Source organism: Pedobacter sp. Bi126 (assembly GCF_918698245.1).
GTDB lineage: Bacteria > Bacteroidota > Bacteroidia > Sphingobacteriales > Sphingobacteriaceae > Pedobacter.
The window spans coordinates 174,727-193,230 of record NZ_CAKKMS010000008.1; the positions used below are offsets into that span (position 1 = coordinate 174,727).

General features: G+C 38.3%; 12 protein-coding genes and 1 other RNA gene. 11 read left to right on the forward strand and 2 right to left on the reverse strand.

Annotated features, from left to right (window positions below; all coding sequences use genetic code 11):
* The 7 genes from LQ201_RS23520 (at position 1) to LQ201_RS23550 (ending at position 7,781) form a co-directional block, all read left to right on the forward strand.
* Positions 1 to 963, forward strand: coding sequence for a sterol desaturase family protein (locus LQ201_RS23520; protein WP_230146111.1), 963 nt, complete (start codon positions 1 to 3; stop codon positions 961 to 963).
* Between the two features lie 557 nt (positions 964 to 1,520).
* Positions 1,521 to 2,354, forward strand: coding sequence for a prephenate dehydratase (locus LQ201_RS23525; protein WP_108201601.1), 834 nt, complete (start codon positions 1,521 to 1,523; stop codon positions 2,352 to 2,354).
* 126 nt (positions 2,355 to 2,480) lie between these two features.
* The gene (locus LQ201_RS23530) at positions 2,481 to 3,620 is read left to right on the forward strand and encodes a chorismate mutase (RefSeq protein WP_057934078.1); all 1,140 of its coding nucleotides are present in this window, start codon (positions 2,481 to 2,483) and stop codon (positions 3,618 to 3,620) included.
* A gap of 179 nt (positions 3,621 to 3,799) precedes the next feature.
* Positions 3,800 to 5,089: a 3-phosphoshikimate 1-carboxyvinyltransferase gene (gene aroA, locus LQ201_RS23535; protein WP_230146112.1), complete on the forward strand. Its 1,290-nt coding sequence runs from the start codon at positions 3,800 to 3,802 to the stop codon at positions 5,087 to 5,089.
* Between the two features lie 95 nt (positions 5,090 to 5,184).
* Positions 5,185 to 6,282 carry a chorismate synthase gene (gene aroC, locus LQ201_RS23540; RefSeq protein ID WP_029275921.1) on the forward strand — a complete coding sequence of 366 codons (1,098 nt, stop codon included), beginning with the start codon at positions 5,185 to 5,187 and terminating at the stop codon, positions 6,280 to 6,282.
* 10 nt (positions 6,283 to 6,292) lie between these two features.
* On the forward strand, positions 6,293 to 6,901 hold the full coding sequence (locus LQ201_RS23545; RefSeq protein ID WP_230146113.1) for a DUF1684 domain-containing protein: 609 nt from the start codon (positions 6,293 to 6,295) through the stop codon (positions 6,899 to 6,901).
* Positions 6,902 to 7,025: 124 nt separating this feature from the next.
* On the forward strand, positions 7,026 to 7,781 hold the full coding sequence (locus tag LQ201_RS23550; protein ID WP_230146114.1) for a LytTR family DNA-binding domain-containing protein: 756 nt from the start codon (positions 7,026 to 7,028) through the stop codon (positions 7,779 to 7,781).
* A gap of 1 nt (position 7,782) precedes the next feature.
* On the opposite strand, the gene LQ201_RS23555 is transcribed toward LQ201_RS23550, so the two are convergent.
* Positions 7,783 to 10,098: a tetratricopeptide repeat protein gene (locus LQ201_RS23555; RefSeq protein WP_230146115.1), complete on the reverse strand. Its 2,316-nt coding sequence runs from the start codon at positions 10,096 to 10,098 to the stop codon at positions 7,783 to 7,785.
* Positions 10,099 to 10,373: 275 nt separating this feature from the next.
* Positions 10,374 to 12,794, reverse strand: coding sequence for a thiamine pyrophosphate-dependent enzyme (locus LQ201_RS23560; RefSeq protein ID WP_230146116.1), 2,421 nt, complete (start codon positions 12,792 to 12,794; stop codon positions 10,374 to 10,376).
* A gap of 170 nt (positions 12,795 to 12,964) precedes the next feature.
* On the opposite strand from LQ201_RS23560, the gene LQ201_RS23565 reads away from it, so the two are divergent.
* The 4 genes from LQ201_RS23565 to LQ201_RS23580 all read left to right on the forward strand — a co-directional run bounded on the left by LQ201_RS23565 (position 12,965) and on the right by LQ201_RS23580 (position 18,349).
* Positions 12,965 to 13,357, forward strand: coding sequence for a DUF1573 domain-containing protein (locus tag LQ201_RS23565; protein ID WP_057934084.1), 393 nt, complete (start codon positions 12,965 to 12,967; stop codon positions 13,355 to 13,357).
* A 62-nt stretch (positions 13,358 to 13,419) separates the two neighbouring features.
* On the forward strand, positions 13,420 to 14,619 hold the full coding sequence (locus tag LQ201_RS23570) for a pyridoxal phosphate-dependent aminotransferase (protein WP_230146117.1): 1,200 nt from the start codon (positions 13,420 to 13,422) through the stop codon (positions 14,617 to 14,619).
* A gap of 135 nt (positions 14,620 to 14,754) precedes the next feature.
* Positions 14,755 to 15,120: a transfer-messenger RNA gene (gene ssrA, locus LQ201_RS23575) on the forward strand.
* A gap of 247 nt (positions 15,121 to 15,367) precedes the next feature.
* The gene (locus tag LQ201_RS23580; RefSeq protein WP_230146118.1) at positions 15,368 to 18,349 is read left to right on the forward strand and encodes an ATP-binding protein; all 2,982 of its coding nucleotides are present in this window, start codon (positions 15,368 to 15,370) and stop codon (positions 18,347 to 18,349) included.
* The last annotated feature ends 155 nt before the right edge of the window (positions 18,350 to 18,504 follow it).

Here is an 18,504-nt window from a genome sequence, read left to right on the forward strand (position 1 = left end):
ATGAATTTTACCGGAAGTGATATTTCTGTTGTTGGCCTATTTGGTTTCGTAATTGTTTTAACCTTGGTTGAAATGTATTTCAGCTATGCCCACGACAGAAAATTATATACCAAACGCGATACGTGGACCAATATCTATCTGATGACGGCTGCTATTGTGATTAATTTAGCAACAAAAACAGGTACTTTTTTTCTACTGCAGTACTGTTATCAATTCCGTTTGTTCCAAATCCCTAATATTTGGCTTTATTGGTTTGTTTTGATTTTAGCGCAGGATTTTCTGTATTGGTTTTTGCATACAGTTGGCCATTACGTACGCTTTTTCTGGGCGATGCACGTTACACATCACTCGTCTGAACACTTTAACCTAACCACAGGTTTCCGTTCAACCGTTTTCGAACCTTTGTACCGTGTTTTCTTTTATTTGCCCTTAGCATTTATGGGTTTCACGGCTGTTGATATTCTTTTTGCCTACCTGGTAACCCAAATTTATGGCAACCTGGTGCACACACAGTACAATATTAAGCTTCCAAAATGGTACGGGTATATTTTCGTAACGCCATCACACCACCGCGTGCACCATGCCAGCAATGTACGTTACCTAGACAAAAATATGGGTATGGTTTTAATTCTTTGGGATAGATGGTTCGGTACCTTTCAGGAGGAATTACCAGAAGATGTGGTTAAATATGGTTTAACTACTCAGCCTGAAGATACTGGTGCGGTTAACATTATTTTCCATGAGTTTATTGCATTGAGTGCTGATGTTAAAAAAGCACCAACTTTTATAGATAAAGTGAAATACATTTTTAACCCGCCGGGATGGAGCCATGATGGAAGCACCAAAATTGCTAAAATTATGCAACAGGAATTGCGTGAGGAGGAAAAGAAAAGATACGAAGTCTTACAACAGGACAAAGTAAAAGGGCTTAACGACCGGGGGGAATTAAGTTCTACAGGATAAAAAATATTAATTTGTTTAATCTAAAGGTCTGTGTCTCCACAGACCTTTTTTGATATACTTTTTCTATTGTTTTTAGCCACAGATGTGCACAGATAAACACAGATGATGTTTTATTCGAAAAAATTCTGTCATTCTGAGCACAGCGAAGAATCCCTGACTGCAGTAAACTGGTATTTCTTCGCCTGCAGATGCTTCGTACCTCAGCATGACAACTTATCTGTGTTTATCCTTTTCATCTGTGGTTAACAATACCTAAACCATATAAAAATCCGTTTTTAAGCTATTTCCAGAAACAAAAAGACCTATCAAGAAATTAGTCCATTTTAAACAAAATTAAATTTTATTAAAAATATTTTCAATTTCCTATTGACAAATTAAATTTTGTTGCTACATTTGGCTCAACAAAAAAAGGATGAAAAATTTTAACACATATTACTTTGGTTACTTTTACTATTTTAGTGAGAGCCGGGGCTAATATGCAAAAAGATATATAACAATATTAAAATGTATAAAAAAGTCCCGGCAAACAGCCGGGACTTTTTTGTTTTAACGCAAAAATGGAAACGACAAAACGAGTAGCAATCCAGGGTATTAAAGCATCTTTCCACGAGGAGGCCGCCTACAAATTCTTTGGTAAAGACATTGAAACTGTTGAGTGTAATTCTTTTAAAGAAACCTGCGACAAGCTAGAGAAAAACGATGCCGATTTCGTAGTAATGGCTATCGAAAACTCTATTGCAGGCAGTTTATTGCCAAACTACACACTGATCAGAGATTTTGGTTTTTCGGTTGTAGGCGAGGTTTATTTACCTATCCAGTTGCACTTGATGGCGCTACCAGGCGTAAAGTTTGAAGATATTAAAGTGGTTACTTCACATCCTATCGCCATCCGCCAGTGTATCGATTTCTTTTACGATTATCCACACATTAAAATCGTGGAGAGCAACGATACTGCTGCTTGTGCAAAACGTATCCAGGAAGAGCAATTAACGGATACCATGGCCATTGCAAACAGTTTAGCTGCAGAACTTTATGGCTTAAACATTTTAGAACGCCGTGTAGAATCGAACAAGAAAAACTATACCCGTTTTCTGATCCTTAAAAAGGATAAAACAGACGAAGGAAAGAAAATAAACAAAGCATCAATCTGTTTTCAGGTTGGGCACAAAGCAGGCTCATTGGCAACTGTGTTAAATATTTTCGCCGAACAGGATGTAAGCTTAACAAAAATACAATCTATGCCGGTTTTAGGTAAAAGAAACGAGTATTACTTTTACGTCGACTTAGAATGGCCAAGTACAGAAAAATATGATAAGGCCATTAGAAAGGCATTAAAATACACCTCGAACTTTAATATTCTGGGAGAGTACCAGAAGAACGATAAAGTATAAAAGTCGGGAGTCCTAAGTCGGGAGTCCGAAGACAAATAAGAGAACAAATCAACTCATAATATAAAATAATTAAAATATAACTCCGGACTTCCAAAAAGAACTACGGAATTTAAACACCCCATCATCATGAAACTTAATTTAAACATCCAACCATTAAACACCTGGTTAAACGTAAACAACGAACCATTAATCATTTCTGGTCCTTGTAGCGCAGAAACTGAAGAACAATTATTAACTACAGCACATTTATTGGCTGCTACCGGTAAAGTATCGGTATTGAGAGCCGGTATCTGGAAACCACGTACCCGTCCGGGAGAATTTGAAGGTATCGGAAGTATCGGTTTAGAGTGGTTAAAACGTGCTAAAGCAGAAACTGGTTTACCAACGGCTGTAGAGGTTGCAAATGCAAAACACGTTGAAGAGGCTTTAGCAGCTGGTGTAGATATCCTTTGGATTGGTGCACGTTCTACTGTAAACCCCTTCACTGTTCAGGAAATTGCTGATGCTTTAAAAGGCCATGATGTTCCGGTATTGATCAAAAACCCAGTTAACCCAGATTTACAGTTATGGATCGGTGCAATTGAGCGTATCAATGGCGCTGGAATTACTAAAATCGGTGCTATTCACCGCGGTTTCTCATCATTCGAGAAAAGTTCTTTCCGTAACGAACCAATGTGGGAACTTGCTATTCAATTAAAAACACTTTGCCCTGAATTACCGATCATCAACGATCCAAGCCATATTTGCGGTAACCGTGAGTTAATCCCTTACATTTCTCAAAAAGCATTAGATTTAGATATGCAAGGTTTAATGATCGAATCTCACGTAGATCCTTCAGTTGCCTGGACAGATGCTAAACAACAAGTTACTCCTGCTGCTTTAGCTGAATTGGTTGACCGTTTAACTGTACGTGAACCAGAAGCACCAAATGAAGCTTTCGCTGATAAATTAGCCGACCTGCGTAAATCAATCGATAAAATTGACGATATCTTATTACAGAAATTAGGCGAGCGTATGGCTATTGTAGAGAAAATTGGTGAGTTTAAACGCGATAACCAGGTAACTATTTTACAGGTTAACCGTTGGGATGCCATCATTAAAAAAGGTCATGCTTTTGCAAAAGCTTTAAAATTAGACTTAAACTTTACTGAGAAATTCTTAGAATTGATGCACGGGGAATCAATCCGTAAACAAACTGAAATTATGAATGCTGGCAAAGCTGAACAAGGTATTGCTGCTGAGCAACATACTGAGGTTAAAGCGTAATTGAGGTTATAAGCTGAAAGACTAAAGCTGAAAGCTAAGTTTAACAGTGGTGTCATCCTGAGCCTGTCGAAGGACTTACGATAGTTTTCGACTAACTCAATATGATATTAAAAACAAATATAATGTAGTGTCAGGTGTTTCCATCTGACACTTACATTTAAGAATAAAAACAGAATAAAATGTCGAAAAACGCCTTAGTTTCTTTTAAAGGAACCAAGAATATTAATACGGAAATCCAATTAACAGGCTCGAAAAGCGAATGCAACAGGGCTTTAATTATTAGTGCTTTAAGCAAGAAACTGGTTAAAGTTGAAAACCTTTCCAATGCTGCCGATACGGTAACCTTAAATGGCATCCTAAACAAGTTGGGAGTTGAGACTAGTGAGTTGGGAGCAGACTCTAAACTGAAAGCTGCAAACTCCGAACTGGTTGACGTTGGTCCTGCAGGAACCGCTATGCGTTTCTTATCGGCTTATCTTTCGGCTAAAAACGGCAATTTCTTACTTACCGGAACCGAACGGATGAAACAGCGCCCCATTGGTATCTTGGCAGAGGCTTTAAAAACCATCGGCGCCGATATTTCTTATGCAGAAGCTGAAGGTTTCCCTCCATTGAATATTGTTGGCCCTTTAAATCAAAAAACTGCTGAAGTTAAAATTAAAGGCGATATCAGCAGTCAATATATTTCGGCCTTGCTGATGATTGCTCCTATCCTACCTCAGGGTTTAACTTTAGAAATTGAAGGTGAGCTTACCTCTAAACCATATGTAGATATGACTTTAGATATGTTGGCTGAAGTTGGCATTGCACATTCCTGGAACGGAAATTCAATTTCCATCAAACCACAGGTATTTAAACCTGGTACTTTGGTTGTTGAGCCCGACTGGAGTGCAGCATCATATTGGTATAGCATTGCAGCTTTAGCTGTTGAAGCAGAAATTAGTTTACCTGCATTAAAAGAGAAAAGTTTGCAGGGTGATAGCCAGATCAAAAATATCATGAAGATTTTTGGCATCGCTACCAGCAAAACTGATAAAGGAATCGCTATTAGCAACTTAGGCCTTTCTTTAGAGACTAAAGAAGTTTTAGATTTAAAAACCTGTCCGGATTTAGCACAAACTATTGTAGTTATTGCAGCCGCATTGGGCAAAAATATGTCTTTTACAGGCTTAGAAACCTTAAAAATTAAAGAAACAGACCGTATTGCAGCGCTTCAGAATGAATTGGCTAAAATAGGCGTTACTTTTACAGAAGATAATCTGGTTTATACCTTAAATACAGACAACCTTCATTTTCCGGATAAAGTTACTTTTGCAACCTACGAGGACCACCGTATGGCGATGGCTTTTGCACCACTTGCTTTATTGATTAACGAAGTTGAAATTGAAGAAATGCAGGTAGTAGAAAAATCTTATCCGTATTATTGGGAAGATTTGAAAAAAGCGGGATTTGATATTAGTATCAAGTAAAAAGTATCAAGAACCAAGTTTAAAGAACCAAGTATAAAGATTGGATGTTAAAATCCATTCAATAATTTAATCAATCTATAATTCAATCAAAAATAATGGCAGGCAACTCATTCGGACAACTATTTCGCATCACAACCTTTGGCGAATCTCATGGCGTAGCCATTGGGGTAATTATTGATGGCTGTCCGGCGCAATTGGATATCGATATGGATTTTATCCAATCAGAACTTGACAAACGTAAACCTGGTCAATCCAAAATCACCACTCAAAGAAAAGAAAGCGATACCGTTCAGATTTTATCGGGTGTATTTGAAGGAAAAAGTACGGGTACGCCAATTGCACTTTTAATTCCAAACGAGGATCAACGATCAAAAGATTACGGTCATAATGTTGATGTTTACCGTCCCAGCCATGCCGATTATGTTTATGATGCAAAATATGGCATCCGCGATCACCGTGGCGGAGGTCGCTCTTCTGCCCGCGAAACTGCTGCCCGTGTAGCTGCTGGTGCTATTGCAAAGCTGTTTTTAAAACAACAGGGCATTGAAATTTTCGCACACGTAACTTCGGTAGGTACAATAGAAGCCCCTAATTTAGAAAGCAATGATTTATCAGCTTTATTGCAAATTAGGGAAGAAAATATTGTGCGTTGTGCTGATCCTGCAACTGCACACGAAATGATTGAGTTTATTGATGCCGTTCGTAAAGATGGCGATACCGTTGGCGGAAAAATAGGTTGTGTAGTAAAAGGCTGCCCTGCAGGTTTAGGTGAGCCTGTTTTTGATAAATTACATGCCGATTTAGGTAAAGCTATGCTCAGTATTAATGCTGTTCATGGTTTCGAATATGGCTCTGGTTTTGCCGGAAGTGAATTAAGAGGATCGCAACACAATGATATTCCTCAGCCAAAAGCAGCCGATTCGAAAGTTTTTAAAACCACAACCAATTATGCCGGTGGTATTTTAGGTGGCATTTCTAACGGAATGGACATTACTTTCAAAGTAGCTTTTAAGCCTGTTGCAACCATTATGCATAACCAACAAACCATCAATGCTGCTGGTGAAGCTTCGGAGATTAAAGGCAAGGGCCGACATGATCCTTGTGTAGTGCCCAGAGCAGTAGTAATTGTTGAGGCCATGGCTGCATTGGTTTTAGCTGATCAGTTTCTAAGAAACAAAGCAAGTATTATATAATTTTTTGTTAATGAGAATCATCACCTTCTTATTTCTATTGATCAGCATGAATAGCTTTGCACAAAGTTATGCTGATCAGATCGCCAAACATCGTGAAACCTATAAAGAGGATTTTATTAAAGATGAACGCTCACCACTTAAGAAGAGCGACCTGCAAAATCTCCATTTTTATGAGGCAGACAGTGCTTATAAAATCTCGGCCGATGTAGAAATACTGAAGAATGAAAAAGTTTTCAAAATGCCTACTTTTAATGGCTCTAGCAGCGATTACTATAAATATGCACATGTAAACTTCGTTCTTGATGGCAAAAAAATCCAAATGACTTTATATAAAAGTGTTTCTTTATCAACGAACCCTGTGTATAAAGATCACCTCTTTCTGCCCTTTACTGATGAAACCAACAATAAGGAAACTTATGGCGGTGGCAGGTACATTGATATGGATGCAAAAGAAATTGTAGATAATCACATCGAAATCGATTTTAATAAAGCCTACAATCCTTACTGTGCCTACAGTGACGGGTACCGTTGCCCAGTTCCTCCAGAAGAAAACGACCTGCAATTGGCTGTAAAAGCTGGCGAGAAATTATACACTGGCGAAAAGAAACACCAGAAATAAAAGTTAATGGTACGTTTATCCACAAAATGATACCTGATTGTATTATAATCCACATTTTAACGTAAATTACAAACATTAAGTAAAAATACGTGTTCTCTAACTAAATTATATAACCTATTCCTAAATGACGTACAGCTGTTTAATTGTTGATGATAATGAAATTGAAAGAGATGCCATAGAAATGCATCTAAAAAAAATCCCATCATTAAATATTATCGCTGTCTGTAGTAACGGTATAGAAGCTTCGCAAATTTTATCAACTACTTCTGTAGATATTGTTTATTCTGATATTGATATGCCAGAGCTTTCTGGTATGGATTTATTAAAAAGCCTGAAAAAACAACCGCTATTTATCTTTATCACTTCATTTAGTGAGTACGCGGCAGAGAGCTTTAATCTGGATGCATTGGATTTTATTGTTAAGCCCGCAACGTTCGAACGTATATTAAAAGCCACAAATAAAGCAATCGAGTATATTGAATTAAGGAAACAGGTAAATAAACTTCCTGTCGAAAACTTAAACAACGACGATAAAAAAGCCGACGATTATTTCTTTTTTAGAGAGACCAAAGGCATAACCAAACTGAAATATAATGATGTAATTTATATTGAAAGTATGGGCGATTTTTCAAAGCTGTTTACCAGTGTCGATAAACATGTTATTTTAGTAAGCCTAAAAAATCTAGAAAAGCAGTTGCCTTCAAAAATTTTCTCCAGGGTACACAAACAGTACATTATTAATATAAACCACATTGTAACCTTAACCAACCATGAGGTTCATTTAGATCATAACTTTCTTGTTCCGATAAGTGCTTCTAACAGGCAGGAATTATTGGAAAAATCAATTGACAAGAAAATTCTGTCGAGATTTTTAAAATAAGTTATTTTTTCAGAATTATTTTAAAATAACTTCCTCCTGTAGGATTAATATCGGCGCTAATTTTACCATCCATCAAGCTAATAAAGGTTCTGCAGAGCAATAAACCTAAACCTGTACCTTTTTCTTTATTGGTTCCTAATGTACTCACACCCGCGCCTAAATAGCCTGGCTTATTAAAATGCTCGACCTGTACAGGTGTTAAACCGATCCCTGTATCTGAAATTTTAATCTCAAGCACGTTTCTGCTATGAACGGCACTAGTTATGATTGTACCTCCATTCGGCGTAAATTTAATGGCATTACTGATGATATTTCTAATAACCAGCATAAACATATTAGAATCTGCTTTGCAAAATGTTTTGGCTGGCACTAAATTCTGAATAGTTAAGTTTTTTTCGTTGGCGTTATCCCGCAAAGAAAGTATAACTTCATTAATCAGCTCATGAATATCCAACGATTCTAAATACGGGTTAAACCCCTGCATCTGGCTGGCGGCCCAATTAAGGAGATTCTCCATCATTGTAGAGGTATAGGTGAGGTTGTTTTTTAGTGATGCAGCATATCTGTTTAATTTTTCCTGTTCTATGTTACCGCCCTCTAACAACTGCATAAAGGAAATTAATGAATTTACAGGGGTACGCATATCGTGACTTACCACACTAAAAATACGGTCTTTAACCTTACTTAACTGCTCCAACTCCCGTTTCTGACTATTGATAATCTTATTTAACCTGGTTGTTTTCCGCTGATTAAAAAATATAACCACGGCAATAATCAGAATCAGTGTGGTGGCTATGGTGAGGAATAATTTTACACGTTCATCAAATTTAATCTGTTGTACCTGTTTACTAATCTGCTTATCCTTTATCTCGGCGGCCAACTTTGCCTCAAATTTGGCATTAGCAAATTTACTATCCTGAGCGAAACGCTGAATATCGAGATCAGCTTTTGCCTTTTGAAAAGTTAGGAGATCCAATGCTTTTTCTTTATCACTCAACACTAATTGTTGCCTTTTTAGCTCAAGTTCTTGTTGTTGTCTTTTTAACTCGCCTTCTGTAAGTTTTTGCTTCAATAAATAGTCGCGTTCCTTAATACCAAAATCGAGCTGCATCTGCCTTCGGGTAATTTCCTTTTCCTTTTCCTGATCGAAAATCTTATCTCTAACGGTAATATATTGCCTGTAATAGGCTAACGATTTATTATAGTCTTTTAGTTTTTCATATACCGTACTCAACCCTAAACTAGCTTGTTTTTCTATATCCAATAAGCTGTTTTCTTCGGCAATTTTTAAACTATTATTGAGTAATAGGGTGGCGTTTTCAAAATCGTTCTCTTTTTGGTAAAAGTTTCCCAAGGCATATAAACTTGAGGCATAGGCTTCTTTATCTTCTCCCGACTTATTTAACTCAACTGATTTTTGATACGATTTTAACGCCGCATCCTTCTGTCCTATTGAACTGTATAAATCGGCAAGATCTCGTTTAACAGTGGCTATTAAACCTATGTCTCCAATGGCTTCTGATACCCGCAAAGATTTGTTATAATACGCTAAGGCCAGTTTTATTTTCTGGTTAGGCAATACATCCATCTCCTTTAATTCACGATCTGAAGCCTCGAAATAATTGGTACCGATCAAGCCGTAAACAACGGCTACGCCTCTTGTATTTTCGCCTCCTTTAGCAAATACTTTCAGCGCCATGTTCATGTAAACCAAGGCCTGACTTTGATTACCCAAACTTTGGTAAATAGTAGAAATATTGGTATAACAACTTGCCATGTCGGTTTCGTTGCCCATTTTTTCGTAAATACTTATTGCCTTTTGGTTAACTTCTAAAGATTTTACATAATCGGGAATGCTGCCATATAAAGCCCCTAAATTGAGATAAGTTCCCGCAACCATATCTAAATTACCCACTGAAGAGAACTCAGCAGCTGCGTGATTATAATTCTCTTCTGCCTTTTGATAATTAGACCTACCGTGATACATTAAACCCCTACGATAGTAAGCCATTGCAGAGAATTTTTTTAGATTTTTCTCTTGCGAAAGCTGAATGGTTTTATCCACATATTCTTCCGCTTTATCTACATTTTTCATCCTCATGTATTGGCGGTAAACTTCCGTCAATATTTTGATTTTGGTGGAATCTGTTTTTAAATTCTTTTGATTTAAACTTAAAAGGCTATCCAGTTTTTTCTGCGGCGCACTCACCTGGCTAAAACTAGCCATGCATAAAAATGAGAAAAAGAGAAACAGCATGCCTTTTTTAGAAAAACACGCTTTACTAACGAACTGAGCATTTACAAGATAGCGCTTCATTTTCAGATCAAACCAATGATTTGTTTCTTCTATATAATACGCATAAAAAATCTTGAAAATTACAGCGTTTCATGTCCGGGCTGAGATAAAACATACTGAAATAACAAAATAGAATTTGGTTTATAAAAGTAGTTAAAAAACTGATCAATAGGTAACCAGTTTTTTACCTTTTCATCAAGAATCCCAATCATCTAAGCATAAACAAAATAAGAAACTGATTTGTAAACCTTTAAATTATCCAGACAGTTAAATCTTATGCCTCAGCGATTGCTTTATTAAAAAAATGCGGGGTATTTAGTTGGATTTGCATCGTGCATCATCTGATAAATAGTTTCAATTACATCATCAACCGATGGTTTACTGAAATAATCACCATCAGATCCAAATGGCGGGCGGTGTGCTTTAGCCGATAATGTTTTCGGCTGACCATCTAAATGGAAATAACCTTTTTGCTCTTCGAGTACTTTTTGCAGGATATATGCAGATGCACCTCCAGGAACATCTTCATCTACAACCAGTAATTTATTGGTTTTGGCAAGGGAGTTTACACAAACCTGAGTGGTATCGAAAGGTAATAATGTTTGTGGATCAATAATTTCTACAGAAATGCCCAATAAGCTCAATTCTTCTGCGGCTTCCTGAACAATTCTTAACGAAGACCCGTAAGATACTACTGTTATATCCGTTCCTTCTTCTAAAACCTCTGCTTTACCTAATGGAACCGTAAAATCGCCAACATTAGTTGGTAGTTTTTCTTTAAGTCGGTAACCATTTAAGCACTCAATTACTACAGCAGGCTCATCAGCCCTAAAAAGGGTGTTGTACATGCCTGCAGCTTGAGTCATATTTCTTGGTACGCATAAATGCATCCCCCTTAAAGCACCTAAAATCATGCTGATTGGTGAACCTGAATGCCAGATTCCTTCTAATCGATGGCCACGGGTACGCACAATAACAGGTGCTTTTTGAATTCCTTTGGTTCGGTATGATAGTGATGCTAAATCGTCGCTGAGTACATTTAGTGCAAAAATTAAATAATCAAGATACTGTATTTCGGCAATTGGTTTTAAGCCCCTCATGGCCAAACCAATGCCTTGCCCCATAATGGTCATTTCTCTAATTCCAGTATCGGTAATCCTCAACTCACCATATTTGGCCTGTAAACCTGCAAAACCTTGATTTACATCGCCAATATTTCCTAAATCTTCTCCGAAAGCCACTAACCGTGGATCGCGGGCAAAGTTTTCGTTAAAGCAGGCATTAAGCACTTCCCTACCGTCGACCATTTTTGATTGTTCATCATATGCCGCGTTAACGACTGCAATCATATCCGGACTTTCTTTGCCATCAGTATGCAGTTTAGAGTTATAACGGTCGTGATTAGCCTTAGCCTGCTGTTTATACCAGGCTAACAGTTCATTGCGTTCGGGAGAATTAAAACTAGCCGATAAACGGATGGCTTTTCGCACAGCCGTGAACACTTCCCTGCGTTGTGCATCGGCAGTTGAGGCTAGATTTGCAGCGATTCTAGCCAGTTCCGGTTGATGTTTAGCTACACCACCAATTAAATCAACCACTTGTTTTTGTTCGGGTTTAATGCTATCCAAAAACTCATTCCAAGCTTCTTTTTGTGCATTGCGTACAAAAACCTTTGCGTCTTTTTCAACCGCTGCAATTTCCTCTTCGGTTGCTACTGCCGAATCGAGCATCCAGGCACGCATTTTCAGGATGCAATCGTGTTCGGTTTCCCAAGCTAAACGGTCCTTTGATTTATACCTTTCGTGCGAGCCAGAGGTAGAGTGCCCCTGAGGCTGAGTAAGTTCGGTAACATGAATTAAAACAGGTACATGTTCATCTCTACATACATTTATTGCTTTTTCATACACCTCGCATAAAGCTGGATAATCCCAGCCCTTTACTTTATAAATTTCATATCCTGGTTGATCAGGCTCACGCTGAAAACCTTTTAAAACTTCAGAAATATCTTCTTTTGTAGTTTGATATTTTGCCGGAACTGAAATGCCATAAGCATCATCCCAAATTGAGATGGCCATGGGTATCTGCAATACACCTGCGGCATTAATGGCTTCAAAAAACACGCCTTCAGAAGTCGAGGCATTACCAATGGTACCAAAAGCAACTTCATTTCCGTTAACCGAAAAGTGTTTTAAATAATCCAGTTCCTTATTTTGCCTAAATAATTTAGAAGCATAAGCTAAGCCTACCAAACGGGCCATTTGGCCACCGGTAGGAGAAATATCTGACGAACAGTTTTTAATCTGCGTTAAGTCGTTCCAGCTTCCATCTTCATTAACTGATTTTGTTGCAAAATGGCAGTTCATTTGCCTTCCACCTGAAAATGGATCGGCCCCGTCAGTTGGATTGGCATAAAGCTGTGCGAAGAATTCTTTAATGGTAGAAATTCCCGTTGCAAAGGCAAAAGTTTGATCGCGGTAATAGCCCGAGCGCCAATCGCCGTTTTTAAAAGCTTTCGCCATAGCCACCTGGGGTACCTCTTTTCCATCGCCAAAAATACCAAATTTAGCCTTCCCTGTTAATACTTCTCTACGGCCTAAAACACTGGCCTGCCTACTTTCAAAGGCTATTTTATAGTCATTTATAACGATAGATTTAAAATCATTAAAACTGAGTTCGGAAGCATCAATAGTGTTGGTCATCAATTTTTCATTCGGCATAGTAATCAAAGATTGGTTGCGGCAAATATATACAAAATTAAAAGTTTGCCTTTATCCTAGATTGTAAAATTATATATGGATTTGTAAAATATATTTGGAATAGTTTTTGTTTTAATATGAAAACATTAAATTTGTTTTAGAATTAAAAAAAATAATTACAACCACATAACATGAAAAAGATCTTAGTATTATTCGCTTTTGTTTTAGGTTTAGGTATTGCTGTAAATGCACAAACTAAACCTGCAGAGTTTAAATTTGAATCGGAAACTCACGATTTCGGTAAAATCGTTTTAAACAAACCAGTAACTTACGATTTCAAATACACCAATATTGGCGAAGAGCCATTAATTATTACCAAAGCTGAAGCAAGTTGTGGATGTACAGTACCTAAATACACTTCTACCCCATTGAAAAAAGGAGAAACTGGTGTAATTTCAGTAACCTTTAACGCTGCTGCTGGTCCATCAACTTTTTCAAAAGCTGTAACCATTACGTCAAATGCTAAAACACCAATTAAAGTGCTTTACATTAAAGGTGAAACGGTTGCTGCAGCTTCGAAATAATTATTTAAACGATAATATTTAAAAAGTCCCGATTTTCATCGGGACTTTTTTATTTTTGTGCCATGCCAAAAATTTCACAAAAAGGTGTGCAGATGCCTGCATCGCCAATCAGAAAGTTAACTCCATTTGCAGATCAAGCTAAAAAAGATGGTAAAAAAGTTTTCCATTTAAATATTGGTCAACCAGATATCGAAACACCTGAAGGAATGTTAAACGCCATCAAAAACATTGATTTTAATGTTTGGGCCTATACTCCATCAGAAGGTACACTTGCATACCGCTTAAAACTTACCGAATACTACAATAAACTGGGTTATAATATTACACCCGAAAATATATTGGTAACAGTTGGTGGTTCTGAGGCCATCACCATTGCCATGCAAACCTGCGTAAACGAGGGCGATGAAATTATCATTCCAGAGCCTTTTTATGCCAATTACAATGGCTTTGCCTGCATGAGCAACGTAGTGGTAAAACCCATCCTTTCTTACATTGAAAATGGTTTTGCTTTGCCTCCGATTGCCGAATTCGAAAAACTGATAACAGAAAAAACGAAGGCAATCATCATTTGTAACCCTAATAACCCAACTGGTTATTTATATTCAAGGGCAGAATTAGAGGCATTAAAAACACTTTGTGTTAAATACGATCTATTTTTATTCTCTGACGAAGCTTATCGCGAATTCTGTTATGATGGAAGAGAGTTTATTTCTCCAATGCATTTAGATGGTTTGGATGAAAATGTGGTGGTTATGGATACTGTTTCTAAACGGTATAGTGCTTGCGGTGCACGTTTAGGTTGTTTAATTACCAAAAACAAAGAAGTTATTGCATCAGGATTAAAATTTGCACAAGCAAGATTAAGTCCGGGTATGGTTGAACAAATTGCTGGTGCAGCGGCTGTAGATACACCCGATAGCTATTTTGAAAAAGTAAATACCGAATATACTTTACGTCGTGATACTTTGGTTAATCGGTTAAATAACATCGAAGGTGTTTTCTGTCCTAATCCGGGCGGTGCATTTTACGTGGTAGCAAAATTCCCGATTGATGATGCTGACAAATTCTGTCAGTGGATTTTAGAAGATTTTGCCCATAATAACCAAACGGTGATGATGGCGCCTGCAACGGGCTTCTATTCTACTCCCGGTTCTGGTAAAAATGAAGTACGAATGGCATATGTATTAAATATTTCGGATTTAAATGCAGCTATGGACTGTTTGGAAGTAGCCTTGCAACAATATCCGGGAAGAACAGTATAGTTTACAGTTTTCAATTTACAGTTTTCAGTTCACGGTTTTAAATGCCAAATAACAGTTTAAAGCTATTATTTGGCATTTTATTTGTATATTTGTATCCGGTTTACAAATTGATTATTCAAAACTGTAAACTGAAAAGGGGCCGTTCTTGGATTTGACAGGGTGGCGAAGGTTATGTTAGCATGCAGTGCGTTGTACGGAGAGCACTTAAAGTGAACGTTCACATTTTAGTTGGCGAAAATACTTACGCCTTAGCTGCTTAGTTTAGAACTAATTAGCTTTTGTCCCTCTAACTGCTGCATTGTTGGGTTAGAATCTGGGGCATCGAAACAACAAAGCTGGCTTTAAGGAGATACGACTTAAAGTGAGATAAAGTATCTAAGGATTTAAATAAGGTCGGTTTTCAGCCCGTTTATTTCCCGAAAATCAATTGAAAAATAAGCATGTAGAAGGTATAATTTATCTCACAACTGGACAAGGGTTCGACTCCCTTCGGCTCCACTGGAATCAGTAACAAAATTCACCAAAAAAAACAATAAAAGCCTGCAAATCAATAATTTGCAGGCTTTTGTTTTTGGTATTTAGTGGCTTTTTTGACCAAATAACGCATATGCCAGGTGCGTCAAGCGGTATTAAAATTTAATTGTCTGAAAAATTTGGTTATTTTAAGCACATAAAGATTATGCTCTTGGAAAAACAGAAAAACATTCTCCAGTTCTGGAGGGACATTGAAATTTTCAATCTCCCAGACATGCCAGATAAGCTAAATTATCTAGAAGCCGGTTCGCCCCTACCATGGACAATTCCCCAGGAATCTCTGGAAGATGCCAAACGAAGGTATATCCTATATTTTGGAAAGCAGAAAAAACTGCATGTTACCGGACTGATCGAAAAGTTTACTGGCGAAAGCGATGAAAAACCGGACTGGATGGAAAAAATTACCGGTGATACCTGCATGGCTGTACTCGTAATAGAAGAAGAGGGAACCTTGAGCGAGGAGGGCGCATACCTACAGGCTTCTTACCTTCATGGATTAAAATGCCTCCAGAATGGTCAAGAAATGGAAACAGTAGTAGAAAAGCTGGAAAAAGTACAGGAAGCTTTTACAGAGAGACATACCATAAAGCCATTTTCTGACGAACCAGATAAACCTGTGCAACAGCATTTTATCGGCTGGAAGGAGCTGAAAAGAGAGGTCAGTGTACTGAACAGTTTAAACATCCAAGACCTCGAATGTGAAGCTACCATTTATTGCCAGCGCATTATCATATCGAAAAAGATCAAAAATGCGGACACCAGTTTCCTCAACAGCTTTTATCTGGATGATCTAAACCAGCTTATCAACCATCCAAAAAAATGGAACAAAGGACTGAGCAACTACCTGATCCCGGAGCTCAATCCCAAGCAAAGAACCGATCTTCTAAAAGAAGCCGGTGCATTCTTTAAAACAATAGATCCCAATAAGATGCCGATGGGAAGATGGCCTTCTAATCCGCAATTTGGCGCGTACGCTGCCCAATTAGGTGCGATGAACATCGCTCTTGAAGATTTAAAAGACGGTGGGATCATGGGCATTAACGGTCCTCCAGGTACAGGTAAGACAACATTGCTTAGTGATATAATAGCAGATGTTATTGTACAGCGCGCGCAAAAACTCATCAAAGCAAACAATATCCTGATGTTTATGCCTGGTGAACGCATCCAACGCGAATCAGATTTCCTTACCCATTTCCCTATCAAAACCCCACTATTTGAGGACACAGGGATCGTTGTGGCCAGCAACAACAATGCAGCCGTGGAGAATATATCCAAAGAACTTCCACAAAGGAACAAGATAGACCCTAGCTTTACCGAGGCTGGATATTTCATCGCCCATACAAAGTCCATGATCGAAAAGGAAAGCTGGGGACTGCTGGCCGTAGCACTGGGCAATTCAGAGAACAGAGGATTTTTCAAATCAAACTTCTGGTTCAATTCCAAAGAAGAGAAAAGATTCAGCCATTACCTGGGTTCTTTATACAATAATCCAGAAGATATCGATCATACCCTTGGCTACCGTGGAAAATTTGAACAGACCAAAACAGAACTTACAGGGTTAATCCAGGAATTCGAGGCCTTCCGCAAATTAGCCAGCGCATTCCATGCCGCGCTACCAAAACAGTTAGCTGACATAAAGGAAGAAACGAAACTACAACGCAATCTCAATGATCTAAAGCAAAAAGCCATAACCTTCGAAAACCAGATCAAAGATCTAAAAGAAGTCTTGAACAGGTTAAAGGCAGCGCTAAAAGAGACCAAAGAACTTATCGCCCTTCACCAGCTAGGCAAGCCTTCCTTTTTCTTCTTTCAAAAGCTTTTCAATACCAAGTCCTTTAAACGATGGAACCCGCCTTTACAACAGTATCTAAACGATCTCAATAAAGTTAGTAGAAGCATTTCGGAAACCGGGAAAGAAGAGCAGCAATTAAGAACCAACCTGGATAAAAATGAGGCAGGGCAAAAAGATATTAAGAAAGAACTTGCTTTAATTGAAAGCAGGATTAAAGCATATACAACAAAAAAAGAGACACTTCAACAGGACTACGGAATAGCATCTAACAACCTACCTGATGAAAACCTGTACAAAGCCTATACCGAAGACAGATCTGCTTTTCATAAAAGTAATCCATGGTCATCAGAGAAACTCAATACCCTAAGGTCCAATATATTCTTAACAAGCCTCAAGATCCATGAGTATGCTGTACTTAGCAATGCCAAACAGTTTCGCAACAACATCAATATACTACTTGAAATGCTTGATGGCAAAGCCGCTGTTTCCAAAACAATTGCTTCCAGTGTATGGAAAACCTTTTTCTTTCTGGTTCCTGTTGTATCCACATCGCTTGCCTCAGTCAGCCGCCTGTTTAAAAACCTCGAAGAGGACAGCATAGGCTGGCTCCTTTTGGACGAGGCCGGACAGGCTACTGTACAATCGGCAGCAGGAATCATAAACAGATCAAAAAGATCCATCATTATTGGAGATCCGCTACAGATCGAACCTGTAGTAACCAGTCCGGCAAAGCTCATTGAAATACTCAACCGTCCCTATAAAAATGAACCTATCTGGTTCCCACAGCTATCTTCCGCCCAGCAGCTCGCCGATCGCATCAGCCTTTATGGCACAGAGATGAAACAGAGCGACGAACAGAAAATCTGGACAGGATTCCCACTTCGTACGCACCGCAGATGCGCTGACCCCATGTTCTCCATCGCTAATCATATCGCTTACTCAGATCAAATGGTCAAAGCAACTCATGATGATAAAAACAGCACAGCACTCGGCCCATCCACCTGGTTCCATATTGCGGGAAAAACCATTGAAAATAAACAGGTCATCAGGGAAGAAATCGAACTGTTAAAAGAAAAACTAGCCATCATCCAAGATACAGACAATATCTTCGTCATCTCCCCATTCAAATCCGTAGCCGATAAATGCCGTATGGAACTCAACAAAAAGTACCCCAAAGTAAAGTGCGGAACCATACACACCTTTCAGGGCAAAGAAACCGACACTGTCTTCCTCGTACTCGGTAGCGACCCTAAAAGCGAAGGCGCGAGAAGGTGGGCATCAGCTAAACCCAATATGCTTAACGTGGCGCTCACCAGAGCAAAAAAACACTTCTACGTCATCGGCAACAAGACCTTGTGGCAAAGCTGTAATAACTTTGATTACCTGTCAGCTAAACTGTCCTAATGGGAAAGATATAGGAAGATTACAGAATGGAAAAATCAGAAAGTCATTTTGACCGAAAAGGATTTATGAAATCTTATTCATAAATCTGTACTGAACTGCACACTAGACCAGCTTGGTGAAAATATGAAACTCATTACCAAGAAATTATTTAGGCA

Coding starts and splice junctions, on each gene's coding strand:
- LQ201_RS23520 (WP_230146111.1), top strand. CDS start 1: ATGAATTTTACCGGAAGTGATATTTCTGTTGTTGGCCTATTTGGTTTC.
- LQ201_RS23525 (WP_108201601.1), top strand. CDS start 1,521: ATGGAAACGACAAAACGAGTAGCAATCCAGGGTATTAAAGCATCTTTC.
- LQ201_RS23530 (WP_057934078.1), top strand. CDS start 2,481: ATGAAACTTAATTTAAACATCCAACCATTAAACACCTGGTTAAACGTA.
- aroA (WP_230146112.1), top strand. CDS start 3,800: ATGTCGAAAAACGCCTTAGTTTCTTTTAAAGGAACCAAGAATATTAAT.
- aroC (WP_029275921.1), top strand. CDS start 5,185: ATGGCAGGCAACTCATTCGGACAACTATTTCGCATCACAACCTTTGGC.
- LQ201_RS23545 (WP_230146113.1), top strand. CDS start 6,293: ATGAGAATCATCACCTTCTTATTTCTATTGATCAGCATGAATAGCTTT.
- LQ201_RS23550 (WP_230146114.1), top strand. CDS start 7,026: ATGACGTACAGCTGTTTAATTGTTGATGATAATGAAATTGAAAGAGAT.
- LQ201_RS23555 (WP_230146115.1), bottom strand. CDS start 10,098: ATGAAGCGCTATCTTGTAAATGCTCAGTTCGTTAGTAAAGCGTGTTTT.
- LQ201_RS23560 (WP_230146116.1), bottom strand. CDS start 12,794: ATGCCGAATGAAAAATTGATGACCAACACTATTGATGCTTCCGAACTC.
- LQ201_RS23565 (WP_057934084.1), top strand. CDS start 12,965: ATGAAAAAGATCTTAGTATTATTCGCTTTTGTTTTAGGTTTAGGTATT.
- LQ201_RS23570 (WP_230146117.1), top strand. CDS start 13,420: ATGCCAAAAATTTCACAAAAAGGTGTGCAGATGCCTGCATCGCCAATC.
- LQ201_RS23580 (WP_230146118.1), top strand. CDS start 15,368: ATGCCAGATAAGCTAAATTATCTAGAAGCCGGTTCGCCCCTACCATGG.